At 37.8% G+C, this 24,039-nt stretch carries 23 protein-coding genes; 6 read left to right on the top strand and 17 right to left on the bottom strand.

The window, feature by feature from the left end:
• Positions 1 to 30 precede the first annotated feature (30 nt).
• The 3 genes from ACIQZG_RS11115 to ACIQZG_RS11105 are packed head-to-tail and all read left to right on the top strand — an operon-like array spanning position 31 to position 2,911.
• Entirely contained in the window at positions 31 to 774 is a 744-nt protein-coding gene (locus tag ACIQZG_RS11115) for a (Fe-S)-binding protein (protein WP_402755242.1), read from the top strand.
• A complete protein-coding gene (locus tag ACIQZG_RS11110) occupies positions 765 to 2,189 on the top strand; it encodes a LutB/LldF family L-lactate oxidation iron-sulfur protein (RefSeq protein WP_402755241.1) in 1,425 nt (474 codons plus the stop codon). The genes ACIQZG_RS11115 and ACIQZG_RS11110 overlap by 10 nt, the downstream gene beginning before the upstream one ends.
• Before the next feature lie 2 nt (positions 2,190 to 2,191).
• On the top strand, positions 2,192 to 2,911 hold the full coding sequence (locus ACIQZG_RS11105) for a LutC/YkgG family protein (protein ID WP_402755240.1): 720 nt from the start codon (positions 2,192 to 2,194) through the stop codon (positions 2,909 to 2,911).
• 34 nt (positions 2,912 to 2,945) lie between these two features.
• Here ACIQZG_RS11105 and ACIQZG_RS11100 read toward each other — a convergent pair whose 3' ends face one another.
• The 9 genes from ACIQZG_RS11100 to ACIQZG_RS11060 all read right to left on the bottom strand — a co-directional run bounded on the left by ACIQZG_RS11100 (position 2,946) and on the right by ACIQZG_RS11060 (position 15,445).
• Positions 2,946 to 6,026 carry an AAA family ATPase gene (locus ACIQZG_RS11100; protein ID WP_402755239.1) on the bottom strand — a complete coding sequence of 1,027 codons (3,081 nt, stop codon included), beginning with the start codon at positions 6,024 to 6,026 and terminating at the stop codon, positions 2,946 to 2,948.
• Positions 6,023 to 7,180, bottom strand: coding sequence for an exonuclease SbcCD subunit D (locus tag ACIQZG_RS11095; RefSeq protein ID WP_402755238.1), 1,158 nt, complete (start codon positions 7,178 to 7,180; stop codon positions 6,023 to 6,025). The genes ACIQZG_RS11100 and ACIQZG_RS11095 overlap by 4 nt, the downstream gene beginning before the upstream one ends.
• Positions 7,181 to 7,218: 38 nt before the next feature.
• The gene (locus ACIQZG_RS11090; protein WP_402755237.1) at positions 7,219 to 8,178 is read right to left on the bottom strand and encodes an SGNH/GDSL hydrolase family protein; all 960 of its coding nucleotides are present in this window, start codon (positions 8,176 to 8,178) and stop codon (positions 7,219 to 7,221) included.
• A 70-nt stretch (positions 8,179 to 8,248) separates the two neighbouring features.
• Positions 8,249 to 9,478, bottom strand: coding sequence for an aminopeptidase (locus ACIQZG_RS11085; RefSeq protein WP_402755236.1), 1,230 nt, complete (start codon positions 9,476 to 9,478; stop codon positions 8,249 to 8,251).
• A 1-nt stretch (position 9,479) separates the two neighbouring features.
• Positions 9,480 to 10,628, bottom strand: coding sequence for a DEAD/DEAH box helicase (locus tag ACIQZG_RS11080; protein WP_402755235.1), 1,149 nt, complete (start codon positions 10,626 to 10,628; stop codon positions 9,480 to 9,482).
• A gap of 117 nt (positions 10,629 to 10,745) precedes the next feature.
• Positions 10,746 to 11,447: a cysteate racemase gene (cuyB, locus tag ACIQZG_RS11075; protein WP_402755234.1), complete on the bottom strand. Its 702-nt coding sequence runs from the start codon at positions 11,445 to 11,447 to the stop codon at positions 10,746 to 10,748.
• Positions 11,444 to 12,676 (bottom strand): carboxylate--amine ligase, encoded by a 1,233-nt coding sequence (locus ACIQZG_RS11070; protein ID WP_402755233.1) that lies wholly within the window; start codon positions 12,674 to 12,676, stop codon positions 11,444 to 11,446. Before ACIQZG_RS11070 ends, cuyB begins: the two co-directional genes overlap by 4 nt.
• Before the next feature lie 145 nt (positions 12,677 to 12,821).
• Positions 12,822 to 13,745 (bottom strand): C39 family peptidase, encoded by a 924-nt coding sequence (locus ACIQZG_RS11065; protein WP_402755266.1) that lies wholly within the window; start codon positions 13,743 to 13,745, stop codon positions 12,822 to 12,824.
• A 203-nt stretch (positions 13,746 to 13,948) separates the two neighbouring features.
• Positions 13,949 to 15,445 (bottom strand): class I adenylate-forming enzyme family protein, encoded by a 1,497-nt coding sequence (locus tag ACIQZG_RS11060; protein WP_402755232.1) that lies wholly within the window; start codon positions 15,443 to 15,445, stop codon positions 13,949 to 13,951.
• 257 nt (positions 15,446 to 15,702) lie between these two features.
• Between ACIQZG_RS11060 and ACIQZG_RS11055 the strand changes: the two genes are divergently transcribed.
• Positions 15,703 to 16,281: a metallophosphoesterase family protein gene (locus ACIQZG_RS11055; protein WP_402755265.1), complete on the top strand. Its 579-nt coding sequence runs from the start codon at positions 15,703 to 15,705 to the stop codon at positions 16,279 to 16,281.
• A 45-nt stretch (positions 16,282 to 16,326) separates the two neighbouring features.
• Here ACIQZG_RS11055 and ACIQZG_RS11050 read toward each other — a convergent pair whose 3' ends face one another.
• The 6 genes from ACIQZG_RS11050 to ACIQZG_RS11025 form a co-directional block, all read right to left on the bottom strand.
• Positions 16,327 to 18,078 (bottom strand): protoglobin domain-containing protein, encoded by a 1,752-nt coding sequence (locus tag ACIQZG_RS11050; RefSeq protein WP_402755231.1) that lies wholly within the window; start codon positions 18,076 to 18,078, stop codon positions 16,327 to 16,329.
• A 437-nt stretch (positions 18,079 to 18,515) separates the two neighbouring features.
• Positions 18,516 to 19,088: a DUF305 domain-containing protein gene (locus tag ACIQZG_RS11045; protein ID WP_402755230.1), complete on the bottom strand. Its 573-nt coding sequence runs from the start codon at positions 19,086 to 19,088 to the stop codon at positions 18,516 to 18,518.
• Between the two features lie 82 nt (positions 19,089 to 19,170).
• On the bottom strand, positions 19,171 to 19,371 hold the full coding sequence (locus ACIQZG_RS11040; protein ID WP_402755229.1) for a cysteine-rich CWC family protein: 201 nt from the start codon (positions 19,369 to 19,371) through the stop codon (positions 19,171 to 19,173).
• Positions 19,372 to 19,488: 117 nt separating this feature from the next.
• A complete protein-coding gene (locus tag ACIQZG_RS11035; protein ID WP_402755228.1) occupies positions 19,489 to 19,674 on the bottom strand; it encodes a gamma-type small acid-soluble spore protein in 186 nt (61 codons plus the stop codon).
• Between the two features lie 16 nt (positions 19,675 to 19,690).
• Positions 19,691 to 19,900: a hypothetical protein gene (locus tag ACIQZG_RS11030; protein ID WP_402755227.1), complete on the bottom strand. Its 210-nt coding sequence runs from the start codon at positions 19,898 to 19,900 to the stop codon at positions 19,691 to 19,693.
• 44 nt (positions 19,901 to 19,944) lie between these two features.
• Positions 19,945 to 20,172, bottom strand: coding sequence for a hypothetical protein (locus ACIQZG_RS11025; protein WP_402755226.1), 228 nt, complete (start codon positions 20,170 to 20,172; stop codon positions 19,945 to 19,947).
• A 153-nt stretch (positions 20,173 to 20,325) separates the two neighbouring features.
• On the opposite strand from ACIQZG_RS11025, the gene ACIQZG_RS11020 reads away from it, so the two are divergent.
• Complete coding sequence (locus ACIQZG_RS11020; RefSeq protein ID WP_402755264.1) at positions 20,326 to 20,820, top strand: L,D-transpeptidase family protein; 495 nt, start codon at positions 20,326 to 20,328, stop codon at positions 20,818 to 20,820.
• Positions 20,821 to 20,921: 101 nt separating this feature from the next.
• Here ACIQZG_RS11020 and ACIQZG_RS11015 read toward each other — a convergent pair whose 3' ends face one another.
• Positions 20,922 to 21,197: an MBL fold metallo-hydrolase gene (locus tag ACIQZG_RS11015; RefSeq protein ID WP_402755225.1), complete on the bottom strand. Its 276-nt coding sequence runs from the start codon at positions 21,195 to 21,197 to the stop codon at positions 20,922 to 20,924.
• Positions 21,198 to 21,396: 199 nt separating this feature from the next.
• Here ACIQZG_RS11015 and ACIQZG_RS11010 point away from each other — a divergent pair, with 199 nt between their 5' ends.
• Complete coding sequence (locus tag ACIQZG_RS11010; RefSeq protein ID WP_402755224.1) at positions 21,397 to 23,070, top strand: ribonuclease J; 1,674 nt, start codon at positions 21,397 to 21,399, stop codon at positions 23,068 to 23,070.
• Between the two features lie 152 nt (positions 23,071 to 23,222).
• Here the strand turns inward: ACIQZG_RS11010 and ACIQZG_RS11005 are convergent, their stop codons facing one another.
• Positions 23,223 to 24,008 carry a DUF7225 domain-containing protein gene (locus ACIQZG_RS11005; protein WP_402755223.1) on the bottom strand — a complete coding sequence of 262 codons (786 nt, stop codon included), beginning with the start codon at positions 24,006 to 24,008 and terminating at the stop codon, positions 23,223 to 23,225.
• Positions 24,009 to 24,039 lie beyond the last annotated feature (31 nt).

The raw sequence follows: 24,039 nt of genomic DNA, 5'->3' as shown, positions 1-24,039 counted from the left end.
CATTAATTAACCAGTAGGAGATGAACGCACATGAAAGTCTCACTTTTCGCGACATGTATAGTCGATATGTTTCAAACAAATGTGGGCAAGGCAACTGTAGAACTTCTAGAACATCTTGGCTGTGAAGTCATTTTTCCAAAAGGACAAATTTGCTGTGGACAACCAGCCTACAATTCTGGCTATGTAAAAGATGCAAAGGAAGCGATGAAAAACATGATTACAGCATTTGACGATGCTGAATATGTTGTCTGCCCCTCTGGCTCTTGCGCTTATATGTTCCGTGAATATGAAAAAGTTTTTGCAGATGATGTGCTATGGGCAACACGCGCAAAACGATTAGCAAAAAAAACGTATGAACTAACACAATTTATCGTCGATGTATTAGGTATTACAGATGTCGGCGCTAGCTTCGACGGCAATGTGACCTATCACATGTCATGCCATATGACACGACTACTCGGTGTCAAAAGTGCACCATTAACATTACTAGAAAACGTTAAAGGGTTAACCTATACAGAGCTACCAAACAAAACAACTTGCTGTGGCTTCGGTGGTACATTCTCAGTCAAAATGACACCTATTTCCGAGCAAATGGTTGATGAAAAGGTACAGCATATTATCGAAACGAAAGCCAAATATTTAGTTGGTGCAGATGAAGGCTGCTTAATGAATATCCGTGGACGCGCAGAGCGATTAGGCGCGCACGTACAAGTACTACATATTGCTGAAATATTAAATTCTAGAGATGCGGAGGTGCGTGCACAATGCCAATGAAGGTCGGCGATGAGCCATTTAATAATCGGGTTGGAGAAGGCATTCAAAATACTTTTATGCGTAGTGCTGTTTCCGGAGCACAAGATCGACTAGAAACGAATCGTCTATTAGCTATTGAGGAACTTAGCAATTGGGAAGAGTGGCGCTCACTTGGTGAAGAAATTCGTCAACATGTGTTAGCAAATCTTGACTACTATTTAACGCAGTTAAGTGACCAGGTTGCAGCACGTGGTGGTCATGTTTTCTTTGCTGCCACAGCTGAGGATGCAAGGTCCTATATCGCAGGTATTGCCAAGGACAAGCAGGCAAAAAAAATTGTCAAATCAAAGTCGATGGTGACAGAGGAAATTGACTTAAATCATTATTTAGAGAAGCATGCTGGCTGTCGCGTGATTGAAACCGATTTAGGAGAGTATATTTTACAACTCGACGATGATTTACCTTCACATATCGTAGCACCAGCTTTACACCGTAAGAAAGAACAAGTACAGGAAAGCTTCAAGCGTCATCATCAATACGAGGGCTCTGAACGTCCTGAGGAATTAACTAAGCATGCACGTAAAATGTTGCGAGATGATTATTTAACAGCGGATATCGGCATTACAGGTTGTAACTTCGCCGTGGCGGAAACAGGATCTGTTTGTATCGTAACCAATGAAGGTAATGCGGATTTATCGACAGCATTGCCGAAAACGCAAATTACTGTAATGGGTATGGAACGACTCGTACCAACTTTTGAAGAGCTAGAAGTGCTTGTCAATATGCTAACACGAAGTGCTGTTGGTCAAAAGCTTCCAAGCTATGTAACTGTATTAAGTGGTCCCCGCCAAGAAGGTGATGTAGATGGTCCTGAAGATTTCCACTTAGTCATTGTTGATAATGGCCGTTCTGAAATTTTAGGTAGTGAATTCCAATCGATTTTACAATGTATTCGCTGTGGCGCTTGTGCTAATATTTGCCCTGTTTATCGTCATGTAGGCGGTCACTCATATGGTTCTATTTACTCCGGTCCAATTGGTGCCGTTTTATCTCCATTGCTTGGTGGCTACGATGAATATAAGGAATTACCATTTGCGTCTACACTTTGTGGGGCTTGTACCGATGTTTGTCCCGTAAAAATTCCATTGCATGAATTACTGCACAAGCATCGACAAACGATTGTGGAAAAAGAAGGCCGTGCACCAATATCAGAACGCTTCCTTATGTCTATCTTTGGAATGGGCTCATCATCATCTGGTATGTATAAATTTGGATCTAAGGTTGCCTCAAGTGCCTTAAAGCCATTGACAAAGGGCGACCATATTTCAAAAGGTGTTGGACCATTAAAAAATTGGACGGATATTCGTGAATTCCCTGCACCAAAAAAAGAACGCTTCCGTGACTGGTTCGACAATCGACAAAAAGGAGACCACTAATCATGACAGGCACAATTCAAAATCGCGACTCATTTATAAGCCAATTATCGTCTAGACTACAACGCACTGATGTTCCTAAGCATGTAGAACGTCCACAATGGCGCCATACACCGCAACATAAAACATTACAAAATTTATCGCAGGATGAGCTATTAGCCGTTTTACAAAAACAATGCACACGCATTAATACAAACTGTATTGTTACATCCTCTGCTGATTTAGCATCTACGATGGAAGAAGTCATTACGGATAACGGTAGTGGCCCAATTATGGTTTGGCAGGATGAACGCTTTGATGCATACGGTCTTACACCACTATTTACACAAACATTACCCGACAAACAAATCGAGCTCCATACTTGGGACCCCGTGATAGGGAGCGATAATATTGCACTTGTAGAAAAAGCCAATATCGGGATTACGATAAGTGATATCACATTGGCCGAGTCTGGTACAGCAGTACTATTTAGCGAGCCTAATCATGGCCGTACAGTAAGCTTCTTGCCAACAAAGTCGATTATTTTAATGCCCAAAAGCTCAATCGTTCCTCGAATGACACAAGCTGCTATGCAAATCCGTGAACGTTTACAAAATGGGGAAACATTAGCTTCGTGCATTAATTTCATTTCAGGTCCAAGTAACTCTGCTGATATTGAAATGATATTAGTCGTAGGAGTACACGGTCCAATGTATATGACCTACATCATTATCGACGATTTATAAAAAAGAGGCGCTTTTTTGTTAAGCACCTCTTTTCTTATTTCACTTCAAAGCGGGTTTTACTATAGCCACTCAATGTTTTTTCAACATGTAAAACTGCTGGCATTGCCGCTTTTAGCTCTGCTACATGTGAAATAACACCAATCATGCGACCGGAATCCTGTAAATCAATTAGGGTATCTATTGCTTTATTTAATGCTTCTTCATCAAGAGAACCAAAGCCTTCATCAATAAACATTGTTTCAATGCGAATATTTCCTTGGAAGCTCTGTATAACATCCGCCATACCAAGCGCAAGGCTTAATGACGCATTAAACTTCTCTCCGCCGGACAATGTTTTTACATCTCGTATTTGGTCGGTATAAGCATCGTAAACATCCAAGCCAAGCCCACTTTGCTTCGCATGCTTTTCTAAACGATCCGAACGGCGAAGCTCGAACTGTCCATTTGATAAATGATACAGGCGAATATTTGCCGCTGCAGTTATTTTATCTAAATAATTGATTTGAATATAACGCTCAAAAGATATTTTTTTCGCATTCTGACCATTTAGTAATGAATGAAGCTCTTTAACACGCCCCGCTTCTTTCTCCAGTGACTGTATTTCCTCAGCTACCTCTTCTATTTTTACGATAAAGTCTGCACAAGCCTTCGCATAACCTTTTGTACGTTGCAGTAGATTAAACGCTTCCTCATATGTTGCACGTAACGTCACTAGCTCAGCTTCCAACAAACTTAAATCTTGTTGCTCTTTACCTTGAAGTTGCTTAGCACCTTCCGTAATTTGCACTTGCAATGTGTGAACTAATAATTCATAATCACTGCACGCTTTTCGTAATGTCTCAATTTGCGCTACGCTTCGTTTTGCCGCATTATATGCCTGGTAGCCTTCAAAACCAACATCCTTCATACTCTCCGAAAATTGCTCACGTTTTACATTTAAGTTCGCTTGTACTTCCTCATAAGCAGTTTTCGCTAACTCAACAGCCATCGTTGCATTACTAGCAGCTTCTTTTGTCTGCTGCAAATTTTGCTGACTTGCTTGCCATGCTGCTTGTAACGCTATTTTGTGTTTACCTGCTTGATCAATTGCACCTTTCAATGCCTGTAGCGATTGCAAGCCTTCAGGAATTTGTTTTTGTTGTTCTGCAACAATTGTCTGTTGCTTCGTTAACTCCATTGAACATTCAGCCAGATGACGTTCAAATTGTAATTGTCTTGTCTGCAACTTTTCTGTTATGTCCAATGAATTTTTATGCTTTGTACGGATTAGCGACAATTGTTCACTAACTACTTTTAAAGTTGCAATTTGTTGTTCAACATGTTGTAAAGTTGCTTTAATGTCCCTTTGATCTGCTACAGTAATATTTAAAGTCGCTAGTTGTTCATCGGTTTCTTGATAAAGCTGCTTCACAGATTTAAGCGTTGCTTCTTTTTCAAAGTACAAGCGTTCTTCCGCCTGTACCATCTCTCGCATTTTCTCAAGCTGTTCTTCATCAATTGCTTCTATATCAGTAGTATGTGTGATTTGGTGATCCATGCTTCCGCATACTGGGCAAGGCTCGCCCTCTACTAATTTCGCAGCTAAAATACTCGCCTGATTGGTAATCCATTTTTGTTCTAGCTGTTGAAGTAGCTGCTTTGAATTTTTATATTGATGATCTGCCATGTTTACTTCATGACTAGATGATTCTATCGTACTCTCATATTTCTCGACTTGCGTCAGTAACGCTACTTGCTCACGAAGCTTTGGTAATTGTACTAAATATGACTCGTATGGTTCCAGTTGTACTTCATAGTCTGCTATTCTTTGTGCAAATTGCTGTAGTTGCTGTCGCTCTTGCTCAAGCATTATTTGGTTGTCTGTGACCGCTTGTTGAGCAGTTACCACCTCTTGTCCTAACGCATGCAATTGCTGCCGATTGCTTTCATAAGTTTCGAAAATCGGTAAAAGCGCCTGCAGTTGTAGCTCTTGCTCTATAGCTTGTTGACGTTCTTGCTCTTTCTCTTCCTCTTGTGCAAACACCTCTTGTGCCATTTTAAATTGTGTTTCCGCTTTTTGCTGTTTTGCCATCGCTTGCTTATATATTTCTTCTTTGCGATCTTGGTCGGTCCGTATATCAGTACACTGCTGCTCAAAAATAATTAAACTATTAGCCCGTTCAGCTACTTTTATTTCCTGTTCCTTTGCAACATATATACTTCTTTCATTTTCAAGGGATTGAAGCCGAATTTGACGTTTTGCCTGTTCTTCAAATTGCTCATTTAGCGCTTTTGCCATGCTGTAATGCTCTTGCTCTTTTTGATGCAATGCATAAGCATCATCGTAGCGCTTTTGTTCCATTTGAATGTTTTCAATATAAAAGGATTGTTCTACTTCAAGCGCTGCCTTAAGTTGATGCATATTTTCGGTATTATTTGTGATGCAATCAAAAAGCTGTGATGTACGCTGAGGTAATGCACCTGCAATTTGCCCTAAGACATGCTCTTTTAATTGTTTTGCCCGCTCTAAATCTTTCTCTGCTTCCTTACGTTTCGCATCGAGCTTTTTCGTCATATCACCGAAGCGATCTGTTTTAAAGATTTTGCGTAAAATCGATTCTTTATTAGTAGAATCCGAAGTTAAAAGTTTACGAAACTCCCCTTGAGGCAACATCACAATTTGACTAAACTGATCCTTTGTTAAACCAATGATTTCTTGTAGCTTTTTATCAACTTCATTTGTTTGCTGTTTTTCAACAATGCTAAAATCAGCAACACCTGCCTTGATCTCTGCAAGCTCAACCTTCTTACCTGTAACACTTTTATTTTTTGCTTTAATATGACCAGGTTGACGCAACACTTTAAAGGTTTTCCCTCGCATTTCGAATACTAGCTCTACTGATGTATAGACATCATCCTCTGCGAAACCACTGCGTAGTGTTGCTGTGTCCTGACGATCTTCACCGCTACCTGCACCATAAAGTGCATAGCAAATGGCATCAAAAATTGTTGTTTTACCCGCACCTGTTTTCCCAGAAATCGCAAATAATCGATGCTCGCCCAACTGCTCAAAATCAATGACTTCTGTATTTTTATATGGACCAAATGCGGTAATTGTTAATTTTAATGGTTTCACCTAGCAGCCTCCCGTTCTTCATCAAGTAATTCTTGTAGCATATCGGTAAATAATTGCTCGGTTTCACTATCTGGTTGTTCACCTATCATTTCCCCATAAAAAGCGCGGAATAAATCAATATCCTCTACTTTTTCTGCCTCAATCGCTTGGATTTGATTCGACAAATCAGTATGAGCTGCCTTTCGTTCAATGTGCAACGCATTTGGAAATACTGTACGAATTCGCTCCATCGGTGAAGAGACTGGAATTTCGTCCGTTAAATGCACAAAGACATAGTCATCACTTGGTGGTTGCATTAATAAATCATCCATTAATCCCTCCACTACACGTAAATTACGTCTTGGAATTAACTTACGTTTTTCTACAGTTACTTGCCCTTCTTCATTTAACTCGACTATTAAAAAACCCTTTTCATGTAAATGTTCAGAAAGGGAATACTTTAATGGTGAACCCGCATACCGAATTGTTTCATTTAAGACAAAGTGTGCCTTATGTAAATGCCCAAGCGCCGTATAGTTGAAAGGTTCGAATAGCGCAGCATCCACGCATTCGGAACCACCAATTGATAATGGCCGTTCTGAATCACTCGTATTCTCTTCTTCTTTTCCGTACTTCGTCACAAAGGCATGTCCAATAAAAATATTGCGCTGCGATTTGTCCATTGTCTCTTCAATGTGCTCTATAATTTTCTGCATGGCATCTTGATAAGACTGAATTGTATCATCTGCTAAAATTGTGCGTACCGCTGCTGGTTCTGCAAAAGGCACAAGATGAAAATGCACCTCACCAAAGTCATCTGACAAAACAATTGGTGTATGCTCCTTTGTAAACTGCCCTGCCATATGAAGCCCACTCTCGCGCATTAAACGACTACCGAAATTCAAGCGTCCAGCACTATCATGGTTCCCTGCGATTGCTAATACCGGAATTCTCTTCTCCAATACAATTTCTGCTAATGTATCATTTAGTAAATTCACTGCCTCTACAGGCGGCAGTGAACGGTCATATAAATCGCCCGCCACAATGATGGCATCTGGCTTTTCTTCATCAATAGCCTGCATAAATTGTTGTAAAATATAGTGTTGATCTTCAGTCATATAAACACCTTGAACAAGCTTTCCTAAATGCCAATCCGCTGTATGGAATATTTTCATTCATCGTGCCCCCAGTCTTTTTTTCATTTTACCATGAGTCAAACAAGAATATACGTTCTAAACTCAAGCAAAAAAAAAGGGATTCCACTTGCTCGAATCTCTTTCATACGTTCTATCAATGTCACATAGCCAAAAACATTTCGCAACGATAGTATTTCTTCTTCAATGACCGCTACCTCTTCAATTTCTACTTCCGCTGTGCGCTGCATTTCTAAAATTTCATCAAACGTCTTCGGATTAGGCTTTGGCAATTCCGAAGATTGAATAGCTAGTGCATTACTTCCACTATAAGTCTTCAAAAAAGCATTTGCCATTTGGCGATAGCCTTCAAAATTCGGATGCACGTCCGCTAGGTTTGGTAAATAATTGACTGCATTTAAGCCGAAAGCATCGTACACATTAACATACGTTGCACCTGCCTGTTCAGCCTGTTGTTGCAGGATTGTATTCAAACGCACAAGTTGAGCATTCGTGCCCTCTTTTTGTGACGGATGCACATTTGGATAGGCAAAATAATATCCCATCACAAATACCTCCGCTTGTGGTGCACGCACCCGTAGCTCTGCCAATATCTCTGTCATATTCTTTCTTGCCATATTCAACGCATAATCTGTCTGTAGTTGTGAAAATGCTAAAGTTCCGGCATTTGGATTCACTTGCACTAATCGCAGTAAATCATTCGCTCCAGCTGAAACCGTGATGAGCGTCGCATTTTTTAGTAGCTCACTTGCTTCCTCAGACTGCACTCGCTCTAATACATCTGCAGTTGTAAATCCTGGGAAAGCAAGTTCCTTCGTATAGCTGTTTAGTTCTCCTAACATACCAAGTCGCATCGCAATAAAATCAGTATAACCTGCATCGATTTCCTGATACGGTGTTTGACCAGCAGCCAAAGAGTCACCAAGGGCAATATAATTTTCACTCGATGCATAAGCAGATGAAACGCCCAGCATGACTGAAAGCATAACTGCACCTATTAAGCTAAATAAACGTTTCATCTGCTCACCTTCCATACTCGATAGTAATTCTGATATCTTTTTTAAAAGAAAGCACCTTATATAAATTAGATTAAAACGCCCAGCTACCTTTACGGAAAATCGGCTCAACTGTACCATCAGGTAAAATACCGTCGATATCCATCTCACCACTACCAATCATAAAGTCCTCATGCGTTACAGAAACATTCGCACCTAATGCTTCCAGCTGGCCGTTCGCAAGATCACGACCACCTTCTAAGCAAGTCGGATAAGCTTCACCAATTGCTAAATGATTGGATGCATTTTCATCAAATAACGTATTGAAATACAAAATTTCAGACGCTGAGATTGGCGATTCATGCGGTACTAAAGCAACCTCACCTAAGTAACTCGAACCTTCATCTACTGCAATTAACTCTTGCAACAAATCATGCCCTACGCCAGCTTCTGTCTTCATAATTTTCCCGTTTTCAAAAGTGAGTTTGAAATCATCAATAATATTGCCTTGATACACAAGTGGTTTTGTATTGCTTACATAGCCATTAACCCCTTGTTTCATTGGCAGTGTATACACTTCTTCAGTCGGCATATTAGCAATAAATACTGTATCCTCTGGTGTTTTACTACCACCCGTCAGCCATTTATGTTGTGGTGCTAGCGCAATTGTTAGGTCTGTGCCTGGTGCTGTGTAATGTAGTTTCGCATATTTTTTCTCATTTAATAATGTTGCACGTGACTCTAAATTAGTGACGTGCTTACGCCAGTTTTCAACCGCGTCGCCTTCTCCAATACGCACTGTTTTGAAGATTGCTTCCCAAAGAGCCGGTACTTGCTCATCTGTACTTAAATTAGGAAAAACTTTCGCTGCCCATTTTTGTGATGGTACTGCCACGATAGACCAAGCAATTAAATCTTTCATGACCGCATTGCGATAATTTTTTAGTGCCGCTCCAGAAACCTTTTGATGTGTTGCTAAACGATCGGCAGGAATTCCTGTTAACAGATCAGGATCAGCTGCATCAATCCACAAAAGTGCACCTTTACGTTCAATTAGCTCATCACGCATTTTGACAATCCACTCTGGATAACGATTGAATTCTTCGTTGGAGGCATTTTCAAAATAAGCACGGTCAATTTGACCATCCGAAAAATTGACATGAACACGCCCTGCTCCAGCTTTATAAGCTTCTTGTACTACCAAGCGCGCAAATTCTAATGCATCAACAGATGTATTCACTAATAGGTACTGCCCTGGCTGAATATTCACGCCAATTTTTACTGCTAGCTCTGCGTATTCTTGCAATTTTTCTTCAAATGTCATCTTATTTCCCTCGCTTTTTTACGACCGTTTTAGAATTCCCTTCTACTAGCTCACCATCATGCCAAATTTTTTGCACAGGCTTGCCAGGAATTTCACGTGTCCATTTTTTATACGTTTTTTCATCATGGTATGAAAGTAAAGTCAATACTTCACCATCAGCCCCTGCACGGCCCGTACGACCAGAACGATGTAGGTACTGCTCAATTGTACGAGGCACATCGACATGAATAACATGTGTTAAACCTGCTATATCTAAACCTCGTGCAGCAATATCTGTGGCGATTAAAATACGTGCATCACCTTTACGGAATGCGTCTAAAGCTTTTTTACGCTCTTCTTTTTTCATATCTGAATGTAGTGTCACGATTGGTGCCGAACGATATTGTAATTTCGTTTCCTTCATTAAAAGCTGATCGATATTGTTGACGAATGCTAATGCACGAATACCCTCTGTATGAGATAGACGACGTAAGAAATCTGTTTTATCACGTTCTTCAACTTTGACGAATGAATGCACGACTTTGCCGAATTTCACCATATCTTCAGGTCTAATTTTAATGCGTATTGGTTCGAACATCATACGACTTGCCACTAACTCAATTTCTTCAGTAATTGTGGCAGATACAACGACAACTTGGCGACCGAAGGCAGCATTTTCGATAAATGATTTCACGACTACACGATATTCGCGACTTAACAATTGGTCACATTCATCTAAAATAACAGTCTCCACTTCTTTTAACTTTAACTTACCCGCACGTGCTAATTCATTTAGACGACCTGGTGTCCCCACAACGATTGTTGGTTTCTTTTTTAATTTTTCAATTTGACGCGCCGAGTTGGCTCCACCGATAAGTTGTTGCACAGTTATATCTGTACCCGCTGTCCACTCACGAATAACCTCAACAATTTGCATCGCTAATTCTTGTGAAGGTGCTACGATTAAACCTTGTGTTTGTTTTTTCGCACCATTTACTTTATTTAATAAAGGTAATACATATGCTAACGTTTTCCCTGAACCTGTTGGAGATTCAGCCACGATGTCTTTTCCTTCAAGCATTGCTGGTAGCATTTCTTCTTGGATTTTCATTGGTTCTTCGAAACTCCACTTTGCTTGTAATGTTTCATTTAATAAATTTATTACTGACATTATTTTTTCCCACTTTCTATCTACTTGACTTTAGTTTAACACACTAACAAGACACAAGCATTTGCGAAAATCATGTAAAAAACCCGCCTCTCTTAAAAAGGCGAGTTCTGAATAATGTTAATCCACTAATTCATAACCGCATGCAAGTACTGCACATTCCGCCAATACAATTAGTGAATCTATATATTTCTTAGATAGCTTTAAATCACGATTGACGATGGAAAGCTCTGTACAGCCTAAAATAATACGATCACAACCAAGCGCTAGCATCGCATCTTCTATTGGTTGCCAATCTTCTTTCGTGACATCCTTACCTGCTTTGACGTAGTCATAAATGATCGACATCACTTTTTCTTTCATACCGGCATCAGGTACAACAGGTGTAATACCATATTCTTGTAATGCATTTTGATACATGCGCGAAGTTAATGTACCTGTTGTCGCTAAAATCCCGACACGCTGCGCACCTAATTCGTGTGCTCGTTTCGCTGTTTCACGAATCATATGTAATACAGGTACAGGTGATCCTTCCGCTAATTCTTCATAAAATGTATGGGCAGTATTACACGGAATAACGATCATATCGGCTCCTACTGATGCAAGTTTTTTCGCATCTTCGACTAATACAGGCACTGGGTTTTCATTTGTATTATCCAAAATATAAGCCGTACGATCAGGGATATTTGTATCATTATCGATAATCGTATGCACGTGTTCCTGATCCTTCGCTGCTTTCGTACGTCTTACAATCATTTCACCGATAAACATTGTTGCTAGTGGACCAACGCCACCAATAATACCTAAAGTTTGTTTTTTCATGTGTTAGTCAGACCTTTGTTGTTAAAATATTTCTTATACTTGCGGTAATAGTTTAAATTATCTAGCGTCACATTCATCCAGCGTTTGGCATTCATATCCTTGTAGTTAAAAATTGAATCCGTCGCTAAACCTTGGCGAATTAAACTTTTTGCTTCAATCACAAGCTGTTCATTAGATACATACTTAAATAACACACCATTTGGTACAATCGTCCAAAGATGTCTCTTTTGCACATATGTTAATGGTAGCTTGCTGCCACGAATAAAATCATCCGCTACGTACTGCATTAAATTAAAGCCACTTGCCGTTACATAATAGTTCGAAAGCTCATTATGTAGTTCAATACTTAGCAATTTATACTGTCCGTCACGATCATCATACTTCATGTCAAACGTCGCAAAACCTTGAAATTGTATTGTTTCTAGAAACGTCTTTACACGCTCCATAAGATCTTTATCATATGTTGTCATAATCGCAACATAACGGCCAATTCCGTCTGGTGAATGTTCTTCTAAAATAGGGTTTCCTACAGATAGTAGCTTGACTTTATGATCTTGTCCAACATAAGCATTCACGACATGCATATTTGCATCTTCCCCTGGGATATACTGTTGAATCATCAAATCATCCCTGTACGCAGATTCCTTGTAAATCGCGTGGAAAATTGCATCTTTTTCTTCTTTATTATACGCAATAAAAACTTTTTTCTTCCCTGGAAAAATACATGTTTCATATTTCGCCATATTCATCGGCTTAATGACAACTGGATACTCGATAGGTTCATCGAATGTCTCATAATCATTAACGGTGCAAACATGCATTGGCGGATAGTCAAAACCGTATTCTGCACAAAGTTTATACATCTTTTCACGTGTTAATAACTGCTCTGCTAATGATGCATCCACATAAGGAATCACATACAGCTCTGATAATTCTTCTTTATGCTGGATAATTTTTTTCACATAAAACTCATCACATGCTAAAAGCAGTAATTTTTTCTCTGGAACTTCTTCTGCAATTGCTTTTAATGCGATGACGAATCGTTCCTCAATATGAAGTCTCGGTACTTCACGAAACGTTAGTAAATCACTCTGCTGAATTTTGGCCTTATTTGTATGATTTAACGCAAGTGATTTTACGCCATAGGACTCATAAAAGGCACGTGCCATGCCATATGCATTCATTTCATCTCCCAATAAAACTGGTAAAAAAGCATGTTCAATGACCATATTGTTCAACTCACTTTAGCTTTTCTTTTTTTGTAAGTGTATCATATTTCACGTGTACGCTCGTTCCTACTGAAAAAAAAAGAATAAAGTACAGAAAGAGGCACCTCAGAATAACTTCTGAGACACCTCCTTCGCTGTGATTTTCTTAATGTACTGCCACTGCTTGTCTACCAAGTTCTCGGTAGCTTTTAAAAAACTGATTTTCATTGTATGTTACATACCCTTTTAACGGGTCCATCACAACTACTTTCTCATCTAAATGCCCTGTTAACACAACTGCATGCAGGTTGCTAAAGCCTTCACGTGGCAAACTTTCTCCTTTATAGATCCAGCCCTTATTAAACTTTGGTGGTGATAAATCGAGGGTTACCCACACAACGACAGGTATACCGTCCTGTACAAGCTTTAAAATCTCTTCCTTCGATTTACCACTCATATCCGTTACACTCAATTCCTTCTGCTTGTCTGCAATTACGGCTTGAGCTGCTTTTACAATTGGTGCAGCAAAAACGTACATACCAGTTTGTTTGTTTCGAGGATTTCCTGCAAAGGCATCCGCTGGGTTTGGACCAATGCGCTGTCCATTCACAATCTCAAACTCCTGCTTAGGTAAATACTTATCCGCCATTTCTAGCTTTGAGACACTTAACCCATAATAATTTAATACCGAAGTCAATGACGTAATTTCACAACCGTGTGGTAGCTCTGGATTTTGCATCACAATCGGTACATCTAATTCTTGCTCATCACGTGAAAAATGCGTTTGTAGATTGTAATATGGTTTTGTCTCGTCATACGTAAAAGTATCAATCGTCGTATAACCATCGCCTGTTACACTATTTTCAATTGTCGTCGCTGCTATCGCATACTCTTTACCATTTACTAACTTTGAAAATGTCGCCTCGCCCTCTTCTGAGCCAAGCGCATTCTCTATTTCTAACCCAGTCGCCAAATCTGTTACTGTTATATATAAATCTGGAATCGGTGCTCCACTATAAAATTCAACAGTCAATACGGTTAATTTATTTCTTTCCTCGTCAATTAGCTGATTACAGCCTGAAAGCATCATCACTATAAGACATATAAAAAGCAGGCGTTTATATTCCGGCCACAATGCGAAATTCTCTCCTATCTCGCTCAAAGACAATGACTATCTTCAATTCTAGTTTTTCAATTTCCAATAGTCTTCATTATACGCCATCTTTTACTATGTTCCCATGTTATCATGATACTTTATTGAGGATTATGAAGATTCTTTGTCTAGACTTGTAACTACGACGTTTTCACTTTTGGTCGTAAAGTATGCTTCAACACTTTGCCTGACGCATTACGAGGTAATTCTTTTAAAAAGTCTATTTCAAAAGGAACTTTATATTTTGCGAGATGTGTACGACAATGCGCAATAATTGTCTCTGCATCGACTTCTTTACCTTTTTTTAGTACAACAAAGGCCTTCGGAACTTCTCCGTATACTTCGTGTGGAATGCCCACAACCGCAGCTTCTAAAATTTCAGGAATTTGATATAATACCTCTTCCACTTCAATCGGATAAACATTTTCTCCACCACGAATAATCATATCTTTTTTACGATCCACAATATATAAGTATCCCTCATCATCAAAGCGACCTAAATCCCCCGAATATAACCAACCATCATTTATAGTCCTCGATGTCTCTTCTTCATTACGTAAATAACCTTTCATTACTTGAGGACCTTTTACGCAAATCTCTCCGACTTCTCCAGCAGGTACTATTTCACCATAGCTATCTACAATTTTTAATTCCGTTCTTGATAAGGCTTTACCAACTGAACCTATTTTCGTTAGTGCATCAGCATCTAGGAGTGATGTTGCAGCTGGCGAGTTTTCAGTTTGACCATATAAGTTTTGTATTTTCACATTAGGAAATATCTCTTTCATTTGCTTTACAAGCTCATACGGCATAGGTGCCGCACCATAACAGAGTAAACGTAGGTTTGACAACGAAGATGTTTGCAAAGAAGGTGTGTTTAATAAAATTGTATACATTGCTGGCACGCCAAAGAAAATGGTAGCATTTGTTTTTACGATCTGTTCTAACGTAATACTTGGTGAAAAGGCTTCTTCTATAATCAATGTGCCCCCTTGATAAAATATTGGCATCGCAAATACATGTAGCCCTGCACAATGGAACAGTGGTGTACATATAAACATTCGGTCCTCATTTGTCATAGTCATCGATGCAGACCAAATTTCTGCAGCAGCAACAATATTTTGATGCGTCAGTAAAACGCCTTTGGGCTTACCTGTCGTACCCGATGTATACATCACTACAGCTGTATCATTCGGGTCTAGTAATATCGCATCCATAGGTTCATCATAGTGTTTAATAATGTCAGCCATTTCTTTTAAGTTTACTTTATGCTGAAATTGGTATGAGGTCTCCGCTATAACATTTTCAATTTTCTCATCATAAATAAGCCCTTTTGCTTCTGAATGATTGAAGATAAATTTAATTTCGGTTGCGGCAAGCTTTGTATTGATTGGCATCACTACAAAACCAGCTAAATGTATCCCCATGTAAGCTACTAAAAATAAGTCTGAATTAAGTGTATAAAGAGCAATGATATCTTCTTTTTCAAACCCCTCGCCTTGTAAGTAAGCTGCAAATTTTTGAGCGCGCTCGTAAAGTTCTCTATACGACCAACTTCTTTCTCCATATATCGTTGCAATAGCATCTGGCTGTTTTTGTACATATTGTTGTAAAACATCTGTCATTAATAAAGACATTATGAATTCCCCCTATAAAAAGAATTGTTTAAACCTTATTACATCAGGTACTTTTAAAAACATTACCTTTCTTCAAAAAATTATTGATTCTACGTAATATTTGTCTTCTATCAAGCTACTATATGATTTACATCTTCAGTTCATACTTAATATCTTCAAAATGTTGTCACAAATTATACTTATACATATTACTTTTCTATAAAATACCATTAGGTGTATGATACTTTTATAGTTAATTTTAGAAAGGCTTGATTGCTATTATTTACGCACTATTAGGAGATTTACATTCTAGTATTGAAGATACAAAAACAGTGCTAGCACAAATACAACAAACAGCCAGTGATGCTGAAATTATTGGTCTCGGGGATTTATATGAATGTACTGTGAGTAAAAAGAAAGCGAAGAACATTACAAATTTACCGCTGCAAAAAGCGGCCATTGTAGAAGATGAATTTGAAGAGCTTCTAACATTCCCCTCTGTTCGTGGCAATCAAGAAGAACGTATTATGAATGTCACAGGGATTGATCGTTTCACTACATTACCTGAGTTAATAGAAATAGACGGCGCTACAATTATGCATGGTCACCAGTTTCAATGGAACATCAAATGGCAGCCTACTTTTCCTACTTTTAAACAGCAAATTCTTTTCTTTGGCCATAGCCATGAATCTGGGCTTTACCACAAAAATAAAAAAATACCCATTAACATTACATTCGGTAAACCAATTTCACTCCAAGAAAAACAATACGGTGTAAATGTTGGCTCTGTTGTAGACCACCGGGAATGGTGCTTATATGATAGCAACAGCCAAACAATCACATTCATGCGTGCATGATAAAAGGGCCTTTCCGCTGTGGAAAGGCCCTTTTTAAAATTAACATTAATGCATGTATTGTTTCTTCTCATTTATTATAATTTGTTTTAATTCTTTAAGCTTTTCAATTACAATCAATGATTCGCTTGTAATGTCATTTAAATAATTTTCAGCGTCTTCTTTATTGCCACAGTTATACGCGTTCACTGCTTGTTTGGCAATCTCGTGCACATGGATAAATGGTTTTTCTAAATCAATGTATGCTCGCTCTTTGCCTAATAAAGATTTCCCAGTACCATAATACCATTCACCCAGACGGGAATCTTGTGGTGATCCCACATCACTTTCTGTCAATGACTCGAAACCAAGCAGTAAATTGTAGATTTTCCAACGCCACAATAAATGATCCGTAATAGTGAGTTCAATTATATCCTCTTGACTAATAATGAAATTTTTTGAAATCGTAGTCGAACGATACTCGTCAATCATTTTACTTAACTTATAAATAGCGGAGCCAGTTTCAAATACAATCTCCTTACTTTGCTGCATATTTTCTGTAATATTATGATTACGTTCTGCAATATAATTTGCAGACACAGCTTGTGCTCTCACAGTAGTAGCAAGTTCTTCAAACCGAGCACCTTGCTGTTGCAGGTTTTTATTCAAAGCAGCTAGTGTATCAGAAATATGTAAAGTATCTGTAACCCCTTGATGTAAATCATGCGAGAATTGATTTGTTAAGGTGCTAATATTATTTGTAATTTGAAGCAACGCTTGTATATCTGTATGAATGGACTGAACAGATTTTTTTGTGTCATCTGCAAGCTTTCGAACTTCTTCTGCTACAATGGCAAAACCTTTACCCGCCTCACCTGCACGCGCAGCTTCAATCGATGCGTTTAGCGCAAGCAAGTTTGTTTGATCTGCAATAGCTTTAATAAGTTCCATTAGCTTCGCAACGCTATTGACCCGTTCTACTAAGCGTTCAATATCTCCTTGCATTATCTTTTGACCCTCGTCAGTCGTTTGTAAAATAGCAGACACATGTTGCAACGAATTTAAGTCTTGGTTTAACTCTTTTAATGCGATTCTCGTATGACTAGAAATATCGCTTACTGAAGCCGAGATTTCTTCTATGCTCACATCTAAATCACGCATCGAATCATCTGCTGCAATAATTTCTTTTTGCTGCACATCTTGGAATTGGACTAACTCTTTAATAGAATCTAGCTGTGTATTGTACGTAATAATTTCTCCTAAACCATTTACAACAGATCCTGCTTGAATTTCGATATATGTTTCTATAATAATTTGTTGGTCAATCGTTACCAAACTATCATACGCTAAAAGTACATCTAACATCTTTTCCTGGTTGCGCGATAAATCTTTTACGATTAATGGGATGATTAATTGGTTAATTAACGTGTAAGCTGAAATCATCCAGTTTGGTAATACGCCAATACGTGCATGTGTATATGCAATACTTCTTCTTTTAAACACATACTCAAGATTGAGTTCATCTACAAAAAGACTATAAAAATGTTTATCAAATAAACCCTTTAAACGTTCTACAGACGAGTGCTTATTAATAACACTCTTGAATTCTGGTATTTCTAATAAGCGATCATAGAAGTTGTCTAAAATATATTGTCGATTATCTTCATAAATTTTACGTAGGAAACCTACTGATTCTCTTCTAATTTGGGATAACGCTAAGAAATCTAGTTTCTCTTTAAATCGTTCATTTGCTTGAATATCTGATTTTTTTATTGCTGAAAAATAATCATAGGATTGATTGTTCTTTTTCTTTTTAAACACTTTTTTCCGCCCTTCTAAGACCTATTGTTTGATAAAATACAGTGAGGCTTTAACCTTTAGGCGTATAAACACACTCTATTTAAAGTTAAAGCCACAAAACCATGCTTTATACAATTGTCCTCTCAAAAGAGCAGTTCCCTCCCTTCATCTTAGTATTAAATATGTAAAATCCATCTGCATTTTTCTATCATTAAGCGTTCTATCCTTCAATTTGAATATGGAAAAATTAGCTTTTAAAAAGTAATTTTTCAATTTATAGAACAAATATATTTTACCAACTAAAGATTCACAATAATAGAGCAATTTGATTTGTTTATAGAACTATTGATAATACATACCTATGAATGAAAGAGATGAAATACGCCTTCAATCCCAGGTTATTAAGATAACTAAAAAAAACGCTAAAGTCTTGCGTGGATTTTAGCGTTTCTTTCGTATTAACAATCCGATAATCCTTCGAGTAATTTAAACATTAGCTCGATTTGCTTACATTGCGTATTGATAATAGATTGAAGAATTGGGATTAATTCTTGGCAAATACAGAATCTAAGTGCGTTTTGCGCCATTCGCACAGCCCCTTGATGATGGGGAATCATTTCGCGTATAAAGTTCACATTTATACTGTTTGATATAGGTGCTGAGCACATTTCATGAAACATCACTTCAGCAATTTCTTTAAAGGCACACATATAATCATAAACTTCATATTCCGAATTTTGAACAATACAGCATCGGTTTTGAATTGCTTCCATATATTCAATGCTCTCTTTTTGTTCTGCAATTATGTTTTGTGCAAGACACTGTACGCCTAGATTTGTTGTGTATCTCAGGATATTTTCAGACATTTTAATGCCTGCAATATGGTGCGGAATCATCTGCTTGATAAAATTATCGGAAATACTACACGTTATCGTTATATAGGTCATTCTTTGCATCATCTTTTTTAGGATTCTTTCATATTCCTCTAAGTACGCTTGGGTCACATTACTTAACTCAACCATTTTTTTCATAAGGTCATAAGCTCCTTTCAGAATAGTGTATGCCTTATAGGTTGTTGTGCCATAGACGTTTGTACCAGTGGATTCCTAAACCCTAGTCACACTTATATGTATCGATACAGTTCTGACAAATACAATGTTTCCCCTGACTTTCAACAGGAACAGTTTCTAAAATTCCTTTAGGAAATTTTGCTGTGACACACCAACATGTCATTTGCTGATCTGCTCCTACCTTGCAATGATTATCTCCGCCACAAAGGGGACAACGTTTTTCATCTAATGACAACTTATTCACTCCTTACTAAATCTTACTTCTCTTCAACCTTATCAAACTTAAACGAAGTTTTCTACTTCGTGCAAATAAAGTGGGAGTACGAAAACTTTGCTCTTTTCGCACTCCCTCGGCTACCCTCTATTGGTTTTTCATCTTTATTTCATCACTATTGGTATCACTGTATACAGCAGTGCCTTTTCCACCACTTTTTGCTATTAGCTCTTTCACTTCATTATAGGTTAACCCTGAAGCTGCATTTTGTCTTTTCACTTCAATAATATCGGTGCCGGAAGATGTGAACTGCTTTTCATTATGATCGTTCATGCGAAAACCTCCATTTTTATAATTCATCAGGCTGCATTTCGACTAATTCATCGCCTTCTCTTTTCACCTTTTTATTAAGTTCTTCAATCGGTATGGCATCCACTGTCTGCATATCTTCATGTAAATCAAAAATACTAATGGTATCCGAATCGACCATGTCTGGTTTGTCTTTACTCGCAAGATTCATAAAGACCTTTTTCTCATGCGGTACATTTTCCTTATCCAAAACATCACGCTCCTTTAGCGTTAATGTGTGTAATGGAATGAGGATTATGTGTCACTTTTAGATTTGTCGATTCTATGATATTCGGAAATTTGAACGACCCGGACATTGCGCGTGTGCAACTCATGATAAATCCCTCTACTATCTGTAAACGAAATCCAATGATCTCGCTCACTTTTAATAAGCGTTTCAACTTGTTTCAGAGTCTCCTCATGTACAAACCTTCTGATGTAATGTTCTTCGTCAAAGAAATAAGTTACTTTAAATTCTTTCATGCCTTCTAAGCTCCTAATTCGTACAGTATAAAATGCTAATTACCTTTATCTTGTCCAATGATTTATGGCTTCATCCTCCAAAGTTGTTGCTGAAACTTTCTAAATGCAAAGCATAGAATACTGTAACAACTTGCATCTATGGAGGTGGTTGCACTGATTCATACGGTTACAGCAGGTCAAACATTATCGCAAATAGCAAGAGATTATCGTACGCCTTTATCCGCCATCATAAGCGCAAATCCAGGTATCAATCCAAATGTCCTTTATATTGGCCAACAAATTGTAATACCTGGTTTTCCAAACCCTAATACGATTCCCTATCGAATTGAAATTTCGGTGAACAATCGTTGGTTACGTTTAATCAAAGATAATGTTCTTCAAAAACAATACCCTATTGCAGTAGGAAGAATGTTGCACAATACACCGGTAGGTAACTATATCATCATTAATAAAGAACCAGACCCAGGAGGTCCATTCGGTACATTATGGATGAGTTTATCCAAAGAACACTACGGCATCCATGGAACAAATGATCCAAGCTCCATTGGTCATGCCGTCTCACATGGCTGTATTCGCATGCACAATAATGATGTTGAAGAATTATCCAGTATTATTCCAATAGGTACATCGGTTTTTATACATCCATAAGCAAAAACAGCTCTGCTAACCAAAAGCTAGTCGAGCTGTTTTTAGTTTGTGCAAAATTTCAATACATAAAAGTAGCATTATTATGAAATACTCTAATTTAATCAAAAACTTAATGTTTCTCCAAGCTTTAGCAACTTCAACTTTTCCGTTTTTAGATTACTCTCTGTCCACTTCTTTTCTAATCTATCTATTGCCTCTTTCGGTGTATCATCTGCCAAACGAAACGCATCATATTGCATAGGAATAAATAAATCAGCGTTTAAATCTTGATAGCTTTGCACAGCTTCTTTTGGTGTAATATGTTGTGATTTCATAAACCACTCTGGATCATAGGCCCCTATCGGCATCAAAACACAATCAATGTTCCAGCTGAGCATGTCCCTGGAGGCATCTGATGAGCCGCTTCACTCGGCAAGCATCATCTCAAACAATGAGCATTCAATATGCTTTATAGAGCATGTCATCCCTACTTTTTGATGACAAAAAATTTTATGTAAAACTCTTTAAGTATAAGCCTAATCACTTCATGCAATACTATTGAATAACATAGTGAACGCAAAGTAGGAGGACTTAATTTTGGCTAATAAAGAGAATTTATTATCTATTTTCGCCTTAGGTGGCATCAATGAAATCGGCAAAAATATGTATGTAGTGCAATATGCAAACGATTTGGTCATTATCGATTGTGGCGCAAAGTTTCCCGATGAAAGTTTATTGGGGATTGATTTAATCATCCCTGATATTACTTACTTGCAGGAAAATAAAAATAAAATCAGAGCGTTAGTTGTAACACATGGACATGAAGATCATATTGGGGGCATCCCCTATCTCTTAAATAAATTAAATGTCCCTATTTATGCTACACGCTTTACCCTTGGATTAATTGAACTAAAACTAAAAGAGCATAAACTTTTGAGAACTTCGGAGTTAAACGAGATACAATCTGATTCCCAGCTGAATTTCGGTAATATTAATGTTAACTTTTTTAAAACGAGCCATAGTATACCCGATTGTTTAGGTATTGTCTTTGATACCCCTGAAGGAAAAGTCGTTCATACGGGAGACTTCAAATTTGATTTAACTCCTGTCAATAATCAAGGTTCAGACATTCATAAGATGGCCGAAATTGGATCTCAAGGTGTTTTAGCCCTCATTTCTGAAAGTACCAATGCCGAACGTCCAGGATCTGCACCATCTGAACAGTTAGTAGGTGGTCATATTGAAGATGCCTTTGCTCGTGCCACTCGTAAAATCATCATCTCTACTTTCGCCTCAAATGTAAATCGAATTCAGCAAATAGTAAATGCCGCTATAAAAGTTAATCGAAAAATAGCATTACTAGGGCGAAGCATGGTGAATGTAGTATCTGTCGCGTTAGAGCGTGGTTATTTAACTATTCCTGAAGAGATGCTCATCGATGCGCAAGAAGTGAAATATCTCCCACCTGAAGAAGTCGTTGTTTTATGTACAGGAAGTCAAGGTGAGCCATTAGCCGCGCTTGCTCGTTTAGCAAGGAACCAACATCGTGACGTTAAGATTTTACCTGAGGATACTGTGATTTTTGCCGCTTCACCCATTCCAGGAAATGAGAAAGATGTTTCACGTATCGTAGATCATATGTTTAAAATCGGCGCTAAGGTAACTTACGGCTCCTCTAGTCATACAGGAATGCATGTATCTGGCCACGGCTATCAAGAGGATTTAAAACTCATGCTTACTTTTATGAAGCCGAAATACTTTATCCCAATCCACGGAGAATATCGAATGCTCCATTTACATCGTTTGTTGGCGGAATCTGTTGGTGTAGAAAAAGGACATACCTTTATCATGAAAAATGGAGATGTCGTCGATATTGAAAATTCAATAGCCCGCCAAACCAGAAAGATACCAGCTGGAGATTCATACGTTGACGGAGTAGGTACAGGAGAGGTTGAAGGGATTGTATTACGCGATCGTAAGCAGCTTTCAGAAGATGGTATGCTCGTAATTGTTTTAACGTTAAACAAAGCAGACGGAACACTCTTTTCTGAGCCTGACACCATTTCCCGTGGATTTGTGTACGCAAGAGATTCTGAAACCCTTTTAAGCAAGGTTAGCGTACTTGTGAAAGAAACTGTAAACGAGCTACAAGAAGTATATACACAACAACCCTTCATATTTAAAAAGGAACTAAAAAAAGTAGTCGGTCAATATATTTTTTCACAAACAAAAATGAAGCCCATGCTTCTACCAATCATTATTGAAATTTAATCATCGAGAATGTTTTGAAAAACCAATCAAAACATTCTCTTTTACATTTATCATTTTTGCTATTGCACTAAAAAGAACATCAATACATATACTTCGGTATAGTATGCAATATTGAATACTACTATATAAGTGACCCTTATCTACTTTTTTGATTATTTTTCAGCAGTATATAATTTTTTCAGACGATTAATATCCACTTCAAATTTATTTTCATACTTTCTCGCTATAGTTTTAACTTGTTCTTTTGGTCCGAAATAAATTACTTTAAAATCATCATTTATGTATTGAACGACAAACAATTCATCAAATGCATCAAACGTATTTTGATTTAGAGTGATAAAACCCGTAGTTTGAGCTGTTGTTTTAACGCTAATTTTTTTACCATTACTCACAACATCAAATCCATGTTGATTTGTTTGCCTTGATAGACTTCCTTTTGTGACAATTGCACATAGAAATTCGCCAATTCGCCCAGTTAAATGACGCAATTCAGTAGGTTTGCAGCCAAGTAAAGTCATTTCATATTGTAAAATTTGATTGTAATCTTCATAAAGCTTTAGGATTTGTTCAGTACTAATAATGTCCATTGCACCATGAGCATCACTAACATTGATTGGTTCATCATAAAGAATTTTTTCACCGTTCCGCCATTCTCCTACAACGAATTCACCTGTCTGCCCCTTAGGCTTATGAAAAATCAGGCCTGTATATGCGAAGTTTTCTCCTATGTATTTGTAATTACTTTTTGTAACATATTGAAACAAATGCTTGTTGAAAGTAATTCCTTTATTGTATCGGTTGTAACAATAATCTGATAAAATCACACTTTCTGGATTAGTACCATACTGTCTTTTTAATTGAGACTTTACTTCTCCTGATGAAATAATTTGGTTTTCCTTATTCTTCATCATTTCTTTAATTTGCTCATAAATTGTCATTATGTAACCTCCGTTTTGAACCATCAATTAT

It is taken from the genome of Lysinibacillus sp. NPDC096418 (assembly GCF_044762775.1).
Classification (GTDB): domain Bacteria; phylum Bacillota; class Bacilli; order Bacillales_A; family Planococcaceae; genus Lysinibacillus.
This window is presented reverse-complemented; position numbering and strand designations above follow the sequence as displayed.